This is a genomic window from Sorangium sp. KYC3313, assembly GCF_052075895.1.
GTDB lineage: Bacteria > Myxococcota_A > Polyangia > Polyangiales > Polyangiaceae > Sorangium > Sorangium cellulosum_B.
This window is the reverse complement of record NZ_CP197255.1, coordinates 5,889,425-5,902,802: the sequence shown is the minus strand read 5'-3', so window position 1 is coordinate 5,902,802 and position 13,378 is coordinate 5,889,425. Positions and strand designations below refer to the sequence as shown.

The following is a 13,378-nucleotide window of genomic DNA, read 5'->3' as shown; positions in this document are numbered from 1 at the left end:
GGCGCTATCCCTCCTCCGGCTCCGCGGACGCCCCGCCGCCCCGCTGGCTCACCTGCAGCGAGATCCCGGCGAACCCGACCTCCTGGCACAGCGCGAAGGCCTCCCGCACGCGGCCGTACCTCACCGAGGAGTCGCCCTTGATGACCACCCGGCGCTCCGGCTCGGCAGCGCGGATGGCCCGCAGCCGCTCGCCGAGAGAGCCGAGGTCGGGGACGGCCTCCTTCTCGAGGAACACGGCTCCTGCGCCGGTGATCGTCACGTAGATCGGGTCGAGCTTCGATTTCGACCTCGGATCCGGCTGAAACACCGCCGGGAGCTCGACCCGCTCGCCGTGCTCCATCTGGGGCGCGATCACCATGAAGATGATGAGGAGCACGAGCACCACGTCGACGAGCGGCGTGACGTTGATCTCCGGCTCAGGCGGCTGCTGCCGACCCGAGCGACTGCTCTCCGCTCGAACGCCCATGTTCGTTCTCCATCTCGTCGATGAGCTCACCCGCGCTGCGCTCGAGCGCGAGCTCCACAGCGGCGATTCGGGTGGTGAGGTAGTTGAAGCAAAGCACCGCCGGGATGGCGACCGCGAGCCCGAGCGCGGTGACGATGAGCGCCTCGGAGATGCCGGCGCTCACGGCGCCGAGGCCGCCCGAGCCGGTCGAGGCGATGGTCTGGAAGGCGGTGATGATGCCGATGACGGTGCCGAGCAGCCCGACGAACGGGGCCACCGAGCCGACCGTCGCGAGCACCGAGAGGCCGCGGCGCAGGTCGGCGGAGATCGCCTCCCGGCGCCGCGACGCCTCGCGGCGCGCGAGCTCCACCGGCGGCACGCCGCCCTCGCCGGCCTCGACGGCGCGCTGGAAGCGGCGCACCGCAGCACCGACGAGCCGGGCGAGCGCGGAGCGTCCGTACCCGTCGGCGATCGAGACGAGCCGCGCGGTGTCCCAGGCCTCCATCACGGGGCGCGCCTCCCTCGCGAAGCGCCGGGTCTCCGACGCCTGACGCGCGAGCGCGATGAGCCGCTCCACCACGACGGCGACGCTCGCCAGCGCCATGAGCACGAGGGCGAACGCGACGAGCTTGCTCAAAAGCCCCATGCTCGCCCAGATGTGCCCGAGATCAAACTGCATCATGGTTAACCTCCTTCGTTCCTCGCGCGAGAGGCCGCGTCCGCGGCCGCGCGCTCGACGTCATCTCTTCGCCTTGAACGGGATCCGGACCGTCTTGAAGGTCGACACCGGCCTCCCCTCGTGGATCGCCGGCCGGTAGCGCCACGTCTTCACCGTCGCGAGCACCACGTCGTCGAACAGCGGATGGCCACGGACGATGGTGACGTTCGTGACCTCGCCGGTCTCGGTCACCACGAACCTGACGACCACGGTGGCCTCTATCCCCGCGCTCCGCGCCGCCTCGGGGATGGGAGGGAGCGAATTGGAGAGCGCGACAGGCGGCGTGGCGTTCTCGGGGAGGTGAATCGGCCCTTTCGGCTGCGGAGGAGGGGGCGGCGGTGGCGGCGGCGCGGGCGCAACCACGGCGGCCGTCCCCGTGCCGCCGGGGACGCCGCCGGGGACGCCGCCCGGTACGCCTCCCGGCTCACCGTAGGTGTCGTCGTCGCTCGCCTTGGCCTGGCTCGGGTCCGCCTCCGCCGGCGCCTCGCTGGGCACCGCGGTCGGCGCGACGAGCGCCGGGCGCCGGGGCGCCGCGGGGCGAGGCGCCGGAGCCTCCGCCGCCGGCGGCGGGGGCGCGGGCGCGGGCGCCGGGGCCACGGGGGGCGCCTCGGGGAGCTGGGTGGCGAGCTTGACCTCGACGACCTCCTCCTCGGGCGGAGGGGGCGCGATCGCGCCGCTCAGGCGGGCGGCGGCGAGCGCGATGGCAGCGAACAGCAGGAGCCCAGCCGCAACCCCGATCGCGAGCCGCTTCGCCCGCTCAGGATCGGCCTCCCCAGCATTCCACGTCTCAAGATGCATCGAGGCTCCCGACACACGCCGGCGACGACACCGGAGCTCCGCCAGACCTCATGAGAGGGACCGGCAGGCTTCAACAAGGTCGCCCAGCATGTGAATCACCGTCTGCACGGTACACTGGCTGTCGTTGCGGCCCGGTGACGGTGGGGCAACGATTGTCGTGCTCGCCCGGCAGGCCGCTCAGGCGCTGCGGCTCTCGGGGAGATCGGGCGAAGCGGCGAATCGATAGCCGATACCGCGGACGGTCTGGATATAGTCGCCGGCGCGGCGCAGCTTGTCGCGAAGCCGCTTGACGTGGGTGTCCACGGTCCTCGTCGTGATGCTCACGTCGATGCCCCAGACGCCATCGAGGAGCGCGGTGCGCGTCTGCACGCGCTCGCGCGCCTCGTACAGCGCGACGAGGAGCTTGAACTCGAGGAGCGTCAGCTCGACCTCCTCGCGCTCGACCCACACGCGGTGAGCGCCCTCGTCGATCCGCAGGCACCCGAACTCGATGCTCCGCTCCCCGTCCCCGGAAAACTTCGCGCGGCGGAGCACGGCTTGCACGCGCAGCACGAGCTCCCGCACGCTGAACGGTTTGACGATGTAGTCGACGGCGCCGAGCTCGAAGCCGACGATGCGGTCGACCTCGTCCCCGCGCGCCGACACGATCATCACGGGGATCCGCTGGGCGCCATCGCTCTGCTGGAGAGCACGGCAAACCTCGGTCCCCGGCACGTCGGGCAGCATGAGATCGAGCAAGACGAGATCGGGCCGCTGGTCCATGACCAGCCGGACCCCCTCACCGCCCTGCCCCGCGAGGAGCACCTCATGCCCGGCTTGCCTGAGGTTGTAATCGAGCACCTTCTGGAGCGCCGGCTCGTCCTCGATGACCAAAATCCGCGCCATGGTGAAGAGCGCGTGTACCCGAGCGATGTGACGGGCCGATGACCGGATGGCAACAGGGCGGTGCGGCGGCGAAAAGACCGCGCTGGCACGCAGGCGCGGCGGACGCACGGCGGGATGTAGCAGGGGAGCGCAGGCACGGCGAAAGGTCACGTGAGCGCGGCGCGAAAGGTCGCACGGGCGGGGCGAGATGCGCTAGTCTCGCCGGGATGCTGCGGACTTTGCGACTCATCGCGGCCGACGTGCGCCAGAAGGCCACATGGTGCTACGGCAGCGATCCACTGCCGACTCTCCTGAAGACGCTGGCGACCGACGGCACGGCGGCGATGGTCCTCTACAGGTTCACGCAGGCGGCGCGAGCGCACCGGATGCCGGTGCTCGAGATGGTGCTCAACAAGGCGACCAACCTGGCCGGCGGCTGCGTGATCGGGCGCGGCGCGGACTTCGGGCCCGGGTTCGTGCTCATCCACTCGAACGGCGTTGTCATCAACGGCAACGTCCGCGGCGGATCGAACGTGCTCATCGAGCACCAGGTGACCATCGGCGCCGATCGGCGGCAGACACCGGTGCTCGGGAGCGACCTCTTCATCGGCGCGGGTGCGAAGATCGTCGGCGGGGTCACGGTCGGTGACGGCGCCAGGATCGGCGCCAACGCCGTGGTCGTGCACGATGTCGCGCCGAACACCACGGTCGTGGGCATCCCCGCGAAGCCCGTGCAGCGGCGCGAGGACCGCGCCGCGCGCCCTGCCGCGGACGGGACGAACACCTCGCAGAGCTGACCAGCGCACGGCGGATCGAGGGTTCCAGAGCGGCGGTCACCCGCCGCTCTACCAGGGCGCTCGGGCGAGGAGCTCTTGCCGGAGCTGCGCGATCTCTTGCCGGAGCGGGCCGATGAAATCGGCGCTCAGGGTGCGGTTCCGGCCCTGCAGCGCGCGCGCCGTGTGCCACTTGCTGAGCGCGAGCCGCGCGCCGGCCCGGATGAAGCTCCGCCCCGTGGCGCCGCGCCAGCCCAGGGTGCACCGGAGCCGGCCGATCGGCGAGCAGACGAGCTCGAGCTCGTCCTGGGTGAGCATGCCGAGCGCGACCTCGTCGCGCAGATGATCCCGGATCACCCAGCCCTTGCGGATCACGAGCGCCACGATGATCCCGAAGAACGACGCGACGAAGCACAACCAGAGCAGGAGCCACGGCATGAAGATGTCGCCCATCGCGCGCCCCAGCGCGGTGGGGAGGAAGTTCCACACCGCGTGCAGCGCGACGCCGAGCAGGTAGCCGCCGATCGGGGCCGCCGCGCGAACCCACGTCTTCGACGACTCCCGGGCGAGCCCGAAGCCGATGCCGGTCATCGACGTGAACAGCGGGTGGAGCCAGGGCGTGAAGACGCCCCGCAGGACGAACGTGCCGGCGAGAACGTCGCTGCCCTGCATCGAGGCGCGCGCGTAATAGAGCACGTTCTCCACCGCGGCGAAGCCGAGCGCGCAGAACGTGGCGTAGATGATGCCGTCGACGATCCCGTCGAACTCCCGGCGCAGGAAGTAGAAGAAGCCGAACACGCCGAGCCCCTTGAAGAGCTCCTCTGCGAACGGCGCGCTGACCGATGCGCTGACGAGCTCGCCGGCCGGCTCGCCGAAGTTGCTCGAGACGCCGATGTGGACGCCCGTGTTGATCAGGATCGAGAAGCCGGTCGCCGCGAGCGCGCCCCAGAGGAACGCCATCAGCAGGCACCACCACGGCTCGGGATCGTACCGATCGATGATCATCGGGACGAACAGGTAGAGGACGAGCGGTGGGAACGCGAAGAGCGCCCCGACGAGCATGGCGCTCAGCATGCTCCCCCCGGACTCGATGACGCCGAGGAGCGTGAAGAGCACGTTGAGGACCGCGCCCGCGATGAGGCCGATGGCCCACAGCCACAGCCCGGCGATGCGCAGCCGCCGGTCCGGGTCGAACCTCCGAACGGCCGGCGGGTAGCCTGCGTGGTGATGCGCGTACGCGTGCCCCTGCTGCCCCCGCGCGTAGCCCTGGGGTGCCAGCGGGTACGCGTGGCCCTGCGGCCCCTGCGGGTACGCGTGGCCCTGCGGCCCCTGCGCGTACGCGTGGCCCTGCGGCCCCTGCGCATAGCCCTGCGACCCCTGCGCATAGCCCTGCGGCCCCTGGTGGGGATATACGTGCCCCTGCCCGTAGCCCTGCGCTGGCTGCGCGTGCGCGTACCCCTGCGGCGCCTGCCCGTGGCCCTGCTGCCCGTGCGGCAGTTGCCCCATGGAGCTCTGCCCCGCACCTTGCGCCGGATACCCCGAAGGGCCCTGCCCGCCCCCCTGCGCGCGCTCGCTCAAGCGCTCCGCCGGCCGGGGTTGCTGCGGCACGCCGGGGGAATCGGGACGATGTCCGTGGGGGTTGTTCATGGATCGAGCGCTCTCGCGAAAGCCTCGTGACAGCGGGTGACCGTTCAGCCGAGGCGAATCCCCGCCGCGCGCGTGGAGCCGAAAGCAGCGGTGACGATCCGCGGCGGGCGACGCCAGCCTCGGAGCTGTCGCTCACGCCCGTGGGATCGAAGTATCACGGAATATTTCTACCACGGCACGGACGCGCCGGGCATATATCCAAGCAGCTTCGCCGCGGCGCGCTGCCGGCGAGGAGCGCGGAGGCTGTGACGCTCCGCTTCCACGGGTTCCGCGAGCTGTCGGGGGTCGGCGGGGTAAAGCGGCAGCGGCTTCTCCGCGCCGGGAACGTGGCGGGAGGACGTCAGGGGCGGACGACGCGGGTGCCCGGCGGAGGCGTGAAATCGAACTCGGCCTTCCCGACCGGCTGATTCACGACCGGCGACGAGAAATCGAACCGGTTCCGGTTGCCCTGCGCGTCGAGGATCAGCACGCGGCGGACCTGGTTGGTCTGCCCGTCCACGTAGAGGAGCATCTTCTGATACGCAGGGGTCGCCTCCCTCGGCGTCCCCTCGAGGACATAGCCGCCCTCGAACTTCATCTGCGCAGGATCGAGCAGGCGCAGCGAGAAATCCTTCGTGAGCTGCCCCTTGCCCATCAAGAACGCGAGCGCCGCCGGATACTGAGAGCCCTTCACCGGGGTCTCGAACATCTGCTCGTTGTCCTTCTCGTAGACCTTGATCGTGACGCCGTCGGAGACGACCCGGTTTCCGTTCGGCGCGTCGTAGATCCAGCTCATCTTGCCCGGCTTCTCGAAGGTCACCTTGCCGGTGGAGACCTTCTTCACGTCCTGGACCTTGATCGTGTAGGTCTGGGTGAAGCTCGCCTTGAAGGTCTTCGTGGAGTCGTAGAACTGCTGGACGCGCCTGCCGAGCTCTTCGGCGGTGGGACCCGCGGCCTGGGACTCGCCGGCGGTCGCGAGCGTCGCGAGCACGACCGTGAGGGGCGCCGTCAGCCCGATGAGGCACGCGGCGGCGAGGCGGTTGAGTGAGGTTCGCGTCATCCTTCCCGATCTCCTTTGATGTCCAGAGGCGTCTCGCCCCCGCTCGTCGGCGACGGGGGCGCCGGCGGTGCGCCGCCGGTTCCGTGCCCTGGCAGCCGCCCCCTCGCTGAAGCCGGGGCGCGCCGCACATTTTCATGTTGGACGCGGCGCGGGAGCGTCCGATGCAGGCTCCATAGCACACGGGATGTGCGCCAGGACCGCCAGGGCCGCGCCCGCCGGCCCGCAGCCACGCAGTCCACCGAGGCGCCGCGCCTTTCGTCCCCATGCGCAACCAGGGAGCCGCGCCGGCCCACGCTCACCCGAGGCGCGCCCGCCGCGGCCGGGCGCGGCGCGGGGCGGTCGCGCCCGACGCCGCCAGCGCGGCCGCGAAGCCCGCGGCGCTGAGGTGGGTCATCGCGATGGCCAGCGCGTCGGCAGCGTCCGGCCGCGGGGGCGCGGCGAGGCGCAGGACCGCGGTCATCACCTGCGCGACCTGCGCCTTCTCGGCCGCGCCCCGGCCGACGATGGTCCGCTTCACCAGCGCCGGCGGATACTCCGAGATCGGCACGCCCGCGCGCGCCAGCCGCAGCAGCACGACCCCGCGCGCGTGGCCGAGCTTCGCCGCGCTCTGCGCGTCCTTGGCGAAGAACAGGCTCTCCACCGCGGCCGCGTCGGGCGCGAGCGACGCGATCACCTTGCCGAGCTCGTCGTCGATCTCCACGAGCCGGGCGGCGAACGTCCCGCTCGTGTCGATGTCGATGACGCCGTGCGCGACGTGCTCGATGCGCGTGCCGTGCCGCACGAGCAGGCCCCAGCCGAGGTGGCGCGAGCCGGGATCGATGCCGAGGACCCGCATCGGCTCAGCAGGCCCCGTGAGAGGGCGCCACGACGTGGGTCGGGAAGCCCGGCGCGCGCTCGGCCCCCCCGTCTCGATCGCCCCGCTCGGCCGCCTCGAGCGTCCGCCGCGGGAAGATCTTGTGCGGGTTGAGCAGGCCTTTCGGGTCGAACACCGCCTTGATCTTGCGCTCGATCGCGATGAGCTCCGGCGACTGCTCGAGCGCGAGGAAGTCCGCCTTCGACGTCCCGATGCCGTGCTCGCCGCTCAGCGTGCCGCGCATGCCGATCACCGCGCGGAACAGGCGCGACAGCGCCGTCTCCACCTGGGGGACGAGATCCGGGTCGTTCCAGAGCAGGTTGACGTGGAGGTTGCCGTCCCCGGCGTGGCCGTACGTCAGCATGCGGACGCCGGTCGCCGCCGAGATCTCCGCGACCTCGTCGAGCAGCGCCGGGATCTTGTCGCGCGGGACCACGACGTCCTCCGAGATCTTGTAGCGCGCCATGGCGCGCGTCGTGGGCGAGAGCTGGCGGCGCGCCTCCCAGAGCCGCTCGCGCTGCGCCTCGTCCTGCGCGACGAGCACGTCGAGCGCCCCGGCATCCATGCAGACCTCCCCCACCCGCTCGGCCTGGACCTCGCAGTCCGCGGGCTCGCCGTCGACCTCGATGATCAGCATCGCGCCCGCGCGCTCGTCGACCCCGACGCCGCGCGCGCGCACCGCGTCGAGCGTGGGGCGATCGAGCAGCTCGAGGCAGCGCGGGACGACGCCGGCGGCGACCAGGGCGCTCACCGCGCGCCCGCTGGCGCGCACGTCCGGGAACAGGCAGAGCAGCGTCATGACCGACGGGGGCTTCGCGATGAGCCGGAGCGTCGCCTCCGTCGTGATCGCCAGCGTGCCCTCGCTGCCGACGAGCAGCGCCGTGACGTCGTACCCCGTCACGCCCTTCACGGTGCGCCGGCCGGTGCGGAGGCGCGTGCCGTCGATGAGGATCGCGTCGAGCCCGAGCACGTACTCGCGCGTGGCGCCGTACTTGAAGGCGCGCGGGCCGGCCGCGTTCTCGGCGATGTTGCCGCCGAGCGCGCACATCTTGAGCGAGTTCGGATCGGGCGGGTAGAAGAGCCCCTCGGCCTCGACGGCCGCGTGCAGGTCGGCGAGGATGACGCCCGGCTCGACGACCGCGATCTGCTCCTCGCGGCTGATCTCCTTGATGGAGTTCATGCCGATCGTGGCGATGACGATCCCGCCCCCGACCGGCACCGCGCCGCCCGACTTGCCGCTGCCAGCGGCGCGCGGCACGACCGGCACCTCCGCCTCGCTCGCCGCCCGCACCGCCTTCTCGATGTCGGCCGCCGAGGACGCGAGCACGACCGCGTCCGGGCTCACCGGCGGCTGATCGGACTCGTCGCTCCCGTAGGCCGCGCACCCGTCGGCCGACGTGATGACCTTCGACGGCCCGAGCGCGCGCTCGAGGAGCCGGCGCGCCTTGTCGATGGCCGACGCGGACGGGCGGGGGAACGTGGGGTGCTGTCGCATCTCCCCCTTTTACCGCGGATCGCACGGCGATGCTGGGGGATCCGCGCGGGCGGGCTCAGGGCTCGCCGCCGCCGGGATCGGGTCCACGCGGACACGCGCGCGGCGCGCGGCGCGCCCACGGTCTGCCTGCCCGCGGGCGAGCGGGCGCGCCGCGCCATCAGACGCCATCAGAGCAGATCGAGGAAGGCGAGGAGCGCCTCGATCGCGCCGGCGTCCAGCGCGACGAGGCCCTCGCCCGCGGGCGCGCCGTCGTGGAAGAAGGCGCCCGGCGCAGCGGCGGCGGCGGCCGTGCTGAGGTGATCGGCTGCGGCGCGGCCGCCCGTGTCCTCGAAGCGCGCCCGCTCGAGCACATCGCGCAGCGTCTTCGCGGAGCCGTTCGTGAAGTAGGGCCGCTTCTTGTAGAGCCGCCGGAGCGACGGCACCCGCGCGCCGTCCTCGTGCACGTACGGCACGACGCCGGTCTTCTCGTAGCCGGCCCTCCCCCACACGATCGGGCCCTCGGGCGCGAGCACGAGCGCCTCCCAGCGCTCGAACGGGGCCGCGGAGCCGGGGTCGTCGCTGCGGAGCACCGGCGCGTGGCAGCGAGCGCAGCGGTCCCGGAACACCCGGGCGCCGTCGCGCTCGAGCGGGGTGAAGCTCGTTCGGCCGAGGACGGCGGGGTTCGCGCGGTGCGAGAACGCCATGAGGAAGCTCATGAGCGCGCGGCGGAGCGCCTCGGGCGGCCGCGCGGCGCGCCCGGCGTCGGCGAGCCCGAGATCGGCGAGCCACGGCGCGCCCTCGCTCGAGATCGAGAACCATGGGTCGTGGCCGCTCAGCGCGCCGGCGACGCGGAACTCGTTGTCCGCCACCGCGGTGAGATCCGGATCGAGGGCGCGGGAGAAGTGGGGGCGGTTGTTGAACAGACCGAGCAGCGGCTTGGTCGTGGCGCGCACGTCGCCTCGACCCGTGTGGTGCGTGCGGCCGTCGACGTAGCCCTCGAAGTGACACGTCTCGCACGTGAACCGGCTGAGCGGGCCGTCGGCCTTGTTCCACGGGGCCATCAGCGAGGTGAAGAAGAGCGCCTCGCCGAGACGGATCTCGTCGGAGCGGGCGTCCTCGCCGCCGTCCCGGACCGGCTGCTTCACGACCGCGCCGTCGCCCGCGTCGAGCATCCACGCGTCGAGCAACGGGTTCGCATAGGCGAAGGCGCCGCCGCCCAGCGCGGCCATGGCAGCCACGCCGGGGGAAAGCGGGCGGGTGGAGACCTCCGGCGCGCTCGCGAGGCCGGCGTCCGTGGCGCGGAAGAGGAGCTCGGCCCGGCGATCGCCGCCGTAGCCGGTCGCGATCAAGCGCACGCCGCTCGACCCGGGGATCGCCGAGAGCGCGACGGCCTTCGGGGTGAGGACGCCGAGCTCCGAGACGTTCACGGCCGAGAGCCTCGTCACCTCGGGCCGAGCGCCGGCCGCGACGCGGTAGAGGAAGACGAACGAGTCGATGTATCCGAACGAGCCGCCGGTCCGGTCGAGCGGGTGATCCTCGACCCCGCCAGCCGCGAGCAGGAGCGCGCCCGCGGCGCCGCCCGTCTCGAGCGCGTCGAAGCTCCAGATCGGGCCGTCGTGGCGGACGCGCGCCGCGCCGCCCGGGAGCGGGCGGCCGTCGGCGCCGACCGGGAGCACGACGAGCGTCTGGTCGAGGAGGCAATCGACGATCAGGTGATGCGCGAGGCGCATGACGCGGAACGGGCCAGCGCCGATCGGCTCGTCCCAGCGCTCGACCTCGATGCGCCCGTCCGCGCCGGTGTGACCGGGCCGCAGCGTGACGAGCGTGCCGGCGCGCTCGTCGAGCGCGTAAAGGAGGCCCTCGGGGCCGGCCGCGACGTCCCGGACGCCGTGGAGACCCGCGAGCTCGATGCGCCCCGCGGGCTCGAGCGACGCGCCGCGGACGGCGTAGCGGAAGAGCGAGGGCGACGCCTCGCCGCTCGCGAAGACCTCGCCGGTGGGCATGACCGCGACCCCCGTCGGCGAGGCCGGCGCAGAGGCGCGGGAGAGCTCGCGAAGCGACGCGTCGAGCAGGACGAGCGCGTCGCGGCCCCGGAGCGGAGAGAGCAGCGCGGGCGCGCCCGGCGCGGCGGGGCGGCCGAGCGGATCCACGGGGCGGAGCGCGATCGGGTCGGGCCCGAACAGCCGGTCGGAGCTGGGCGCGCGGGAGAAATCCGCCTCCGCTCGGCGCGCCGCCTCGAAGCGCCGCAGCGGCTCGAGCGGGTCCGGATCGGGGCCGCCGCCGTGGACCGGGGGCGCAGGGCGGCCGTCGCACGCCGCGGCGGCCAGGCCGAGCGAGAACGCGAGCGCGAGGCGGACTGCGGCCACGCGCCTGCGCCGCAGGGCAGCGGGCCGAGCCGCCGCGCCGATCACCAGCCGCCGGTGCTCGCCGGCTTCGCGGTCTCGGCCGGCGCCGCCTTGTCCGGCTCGGCCTTGGGCGCGGGCTTCGCCGCCTCGGTCGTGGCCGCGGGCTTCGCCTCGGGCGTCGCCTGGGGCTTGCCCTCGCAGCCGAAGAGACACAAGGCGCCGAGCGCAACAAGCACTGTCAAGACATTCTTCATGGGACTCCTCCTGAACGAGCGGGGGCAAGCGAAGCACATCCGCTGGGCGCTCGGAAGGGGGGCGCGCCGTCCGCTGCCATCGGAGGCGGCGCGACGGCGGCTGCGCGGGGCTGGCTGCGTCGGCGGAGGCGGAGCGGGCGCGCGTGGCCGCCCGCGTGCAAGAACATGCAGAAGCGTGCGGGAGCTCGCGCGCTGGATCCAGGGCCGGGCGCGAGATTCCGGCGCCCGCGCCCTGGGCGGCCTGGTCAGGTCCCGGGAACGATCTTCACCAGGCTGTTGCGGTTCGCGATGAAGTACAGCTCGCCGTCGTTGTCCTCGACGATCGCGGTGAGCGCGTTGAAGGTCGGCAGGCTGCCCTGACGCGCGAATGCCGGAGCGTTCGGCGCGTTCGGATCGGGGTTCTTGTTGATGACCGTGATGGGCGACGTCTGCGCCCCGCACTGCATGAGCGCGCCCATTTTCCCGCCGGTGTAGTCGCCGAACAGGTAGACGCCCCGGAGCTGCGGCACCTGGCTGCCCCGGTACACGAATCCGCTGACGACCGACTTGTAGTCGCGGTACGGCCCTGTCGCGCTCTGGCGCCGATCCATGTCGGCGATGGGCGGGGTGTGCGTATCGCCCGTGCGCATGGTGCGCCCCTGACAGGTATCCGCGTGGGTGCCTTCCCACTTCGGCCAGCCGAAGTTCAGCCCCGAGGTGCCGGCAGGAACGTAGTCGACCTCCTCGTAGCTATCCTGGCCGACATCGCCGATGAAGAGGTCGCCCGTCCCCCGGTCGAAGGTGAAGGTATACGGGTTGCGCAGACCATAGTGCCAGACCCGCGACGCCGTGCCGTCGAAGGGATTGCCGGCCGCGGCGTACGGCTCGGCGGCATTCGGATCGAGGCGCAGGATCTTGCCGAACAGCGAGGCCGGGTCCTGCGACCCGCCAGGCTTGTCGCTGTTGCAGGACCCGCCCCCGTCGCCCGTGCCGACGTAGAGCATGCCGTCGGGCCCGAACACGATATGGCCGCCGTTGTGATTCACCGCGGACGCGTCGAGCCGCACGATCGTCTTCGCCGAGTTTGCGTCCGCCACGTAAGGGTCGCTGGACCGCTTGTACTCGACCACCATGTCACGGTTCATGTTCGTGCCCGTGGTCGCCGTCATCATGATGTAGAACTTGCCGCTCGTCGCGTAATCGGGCGGGAACGCCATGCTGATGAGCCCGCGCTCGTCGTCGAAGCCCCCGGAGCTGAGCAAGATCTGATTGCTCACGTCGAGGAAGACCCCGCTGCGCAGCTGGCCGCCGGAGAACACGCGGATCTGCCCGGTCTGCAGCACGAGATACCAGTCGCTCGACCCCTTCGGCTGAGCGGCGTAAACCAGCTTGTCCACGCCGGCGACGACCGAAGCGAGCGCCAGCTTCCCGACGTCGGGCGCCGCGCTGGCATCACACGCCACCGGGTCGCCGCCGCCGGCGCCAGAGCCGCCCTGTCCCGTGGTGGCCCCGGACGACGACGTGGTGCTGCTGCCACCGCCGGCGCCGGCGCCGGAACCAGAGCCGGAGCCGGAAGCAGAGCCGGCGCCTGCGCCGGAGCTGGAGGCGGAGCCAGCGCCGGCCCCCGTCCCCGTCTGCGCACCGGAGGAGCCCTGGCTTCCCCCGCTCGTCGCGGTGTCGCCAGAGCTGGTCGCCCCGTCGTCGCTGCACGCGCCGGCGCCCAGCGCGAGACACGCGCCGCCACCCAGCGCGAAGGTCATCCACAAAGCCAAGGTTGAACGCTGTTTCGTCATGAGACGCATTCTATACATGACAAGCGCCGTGGCGCACTCATGAACTACCGCCGAGCGAAAGAACAGGACATCGGAGCCCGGGGTAAGCAGGTGACGGATCATGCCCGCAGGACGTCAACACGCGCTCGGCTGGCCGGCCGACGGCGCACGTTTGCGCGATGCGAGCTCGGAGGCGCCGGCGGCCCTCTTCTCCCGAGGGCCGGTGGGCTCAAGGGCATTCAACAGGCTCGCTCGCCCGGTCGCCACCGCCATCGAGCCATGGGAGAACAGCGCCCCTCGAGCGGTGTCGAGCGGCATTGCCCATGATTTGATCAGCCGTTCAGATGAAATGCGCCTGGCGCACGGCCAGCGTGGGCCATCGATGCGCTGCTCACTCGTCGAGGTGAATATTTAAAA

At 72.1% G+C, this 13,378-nt stretch carries 12 protein-coding genes; 1 reads left to right on the top strand and 11 read right to left on the bottom strand.

What is annotated here, in order from left to right; all coding sequences use genetic code 11:
- Positions 1–4: 4 nt before the first annotated feature.
- The 4 genes from ACSRUE_RS22995 to ACSRUE_RS22980 form a co-directional block, all read right to left on the bottom strand.
- On the bottom strand, positions 5–466 hold the full coding sequence (locus ACSRUE_RS22995; protein WP_441292875.1) for an ExbD/TolR family protein: 462 nt from the start codon (positions 464–466) through the stop codon (positions 5–7).
- Positions 417–1,127, bottom strand: a complete 711-nt coding sequence (locus ACSRUE_RS22990; RefSeq protein WP_441292874.1) for a MotA/TolQ/ExbB proton channel family protein — start codon at positions 1,125–1,127, stop codon at positions 417–419. Before ACSRUE_RS22990 ends, ACSRUE_RS22995 begins: the two co-directional genes overlap by 50 nt.
- 57 nt (positions 1,128–1,184) lie before the next feature.
- On the bottom strand, positions 1,185–1,961 hold the full coding sequence (locus ACSRUE_RS22985) for an energy transducer TonB (RefSeq protein ID WP_441292873.1): 777 nt from the start codon (positions 1,959–1,961) through the stop codon (positions 1,185–1,187).
- Between the two features lie 177 nt (positions 1,962–2,138).
- Entirely contained in the window at positions 2,139–2,846 is a 708-nt protein-coding gene (locus tag ACSRUE_RS22980) for a response regulator (protein WP_441292872.1), read from the bottom strand.
- A 218-nt stretch (positions 2,847–3,064) separates the two neighbouring features.
- Here ACSRUE_RS22980 and ACSRUE_RS22975 point away from each other — a divergent pair, with 218 nt between their 5' ends.
- Entirely contained in the window at positions 3,065–3,622 is a 558-nt protein-coding gene (locus ACSRUE_RS22975) for a serine O-acetyltransferase (protein ID WP_441292871.1), read from the top strand.
- A gap of 48 nt (positions 3,623–3,670) precedes the next feature.
- On the opposite strand, the gene ACSRUE_RS22970 is transcribed toward ACSRUE_RS22975, so the two are convergent.
- The 7 genes from ACSRUE_RS22970 to ACSRUE_RS22940 all read right to left on the bottom strand — a co-directional run bounded on the left by ACSRUE_RS22970 (position 3,671) and on the right by ACSRUE_RS22940 (position 12,949).
- Complete coding sequence (locus ACSRUE_RS22970) at positions 3,671–5,104, bottom strand: PrsW family glutamic-type intramembrane protease (protein WP_441292870.1); 1,434 nt, start codon at positions 5,102–5,104, stop codon at positions 3,671–3,673.
- Positions 5,105–5,585: 481 nt separating this feature from the next.
- A complete protein-coding gene (locus ACSRUE_RS22965; RefSeq protein WP_441292869.1) occupies positions 5,586–6,284 on the bottom strand; it encodes a LolA family protein in 699 nt (232 codons plus the stop codon).
- A 295-nt stretch (positions 6,285–6,579) separates the two neighbouring features.
- The gene (ruvC, locus tag ACSRUE_RS22960; RefSeq protein WP_441292868.1) at positions 6,580–7,119 is read right to left on the bottom strand and encodes a crossover junction endodeoxyribonuclease RuvC; all 540 of its coding nucleotides are present in this window, start codon (positions 7,117–7,119) and stop codon (positions 6,580–6,582) included.
- A 4-nt stretch (positions 7,120–7,123) separates the two neighbouring features.
- Positions 7,124–8,632, bottom strand: a complete 1,509-nt coding sequence (locus ACSRUE_RS22955) for an FAD-binding oxidoreductase (RefSeq protein WP_441292867.1) — start codon at positions 8,630–8,632, stop codon at positions 7,124–7,126.
- Positions 8,633–8,799: 167 nt separating this feature from the next.
- Entirely contained in the window at positions 8,800–10,977 is a 2,178-nt protein-coding gene (locus ACSRUE_RS22950; protein ID WP_441292866.1) for a hypothetical protein, read from the bottom strand.
- A gap of 41 nt (positions 10,978–11,018) precedes the next feature.
- Positions 11,019–11,210, bottom strand: coding sequence for a hypothetical protein (locus ACSRUE_RS22945; protein ID WP_441292865.1), 192 nt, complete (start codon positions 11,208–11,210; stop codon positions 11,019–11,021).
- Positions 11,211–11,455: 245 nt separating this feature from the next.
- Positions 11,456–12,949, bottom strand: a complete 1,494-nt coding sequence (locus ACSRUE_RS22940; RefSeq protein WP_441292864.1) for a PQQ-dependent sugar dehydrogenase — start codon at positions 12,947–12,949, stop codon at positions 11,456–11,458.
- Positions 12,950–13,378 lie beyond the last annotated feature (429 nt).

Bases quoted from the DNA above. Each gene is read 5' to 3' on its own strand.
- ruvC (WP_441292868.1), bottom strand. From the start codon at position 7,119: ATGCGGGTCCTCGGCATCGATCCCGGCTCGCGCCACCTCGGCTGGGGC.
- ACSRUE_RS22965 (WP_441292869.1), bottom strand. From the start codon at position 6,284: ATGACGCGAACCTCACTCAACCGCCTCGCCGCCGCGTGCCTCATCGGG.
- ACSRUE_RS22990 (WP_441292874.1), bottom strand. From the start codon at position 1,127: ATGATGCAGTTTGATCTCGGGCACATCTGGGCGAGCATGGGGCTTTTG.
- ACSRUE_RS22985 (WP_441292873.1), bottom strand. From the start codon at position 1,961: ATGCATCTTGAGACGTGGAATGCTGGGGAGGCCGATCCTGAGCGGGCG.
- ACSRUE_RS22940 (WP_441292864.1), bottom strand. From the start codon at position 12,949: ATGACCTTCGCGCTGGGTGGCGGCGCGTGTCTCGCGCTGGGCGCCGGC.
- ACSRUE_RS22945 (WP_441292865.1), bottom strand. From the start codon at position 11,210: ATGAAGAATGTCTTGACAGTGCTTGTTGCGCTCGGCGCCTTGTGTCTC.
- ACSRUE_RS22955 (WP_441292867.1), bottom strand. From the start codon at position 8,632: ATGCGACAGCACCCCACGTTCCCCCGCCCGTCCGCGTCGGCCATCGAC.
- ACSRUE_RS22995 (WP_441292875.1), bottom strand. From the start codon at position 466: ATGGGCGTTCGAGCGGAGAGCAGTCGCTCGGGTCGGCAGCAGCCGCCT.
- ACSRUE_RS22970 (WP_441292870.1), bottom strand. From the start codon at position 5,104: ATGGGGCAACTGCCGCACGGGCAGCAGGGCCACGGGCAGGCGCCGCAG.
- ACSRUE_RS22980 (WP_441292872.1), bottom strand. From the start codon at position 2,846: ATGGCGCGGATTTTGGTCATCGAGGACGAGCCGGCGCTCCAGAAGGTG.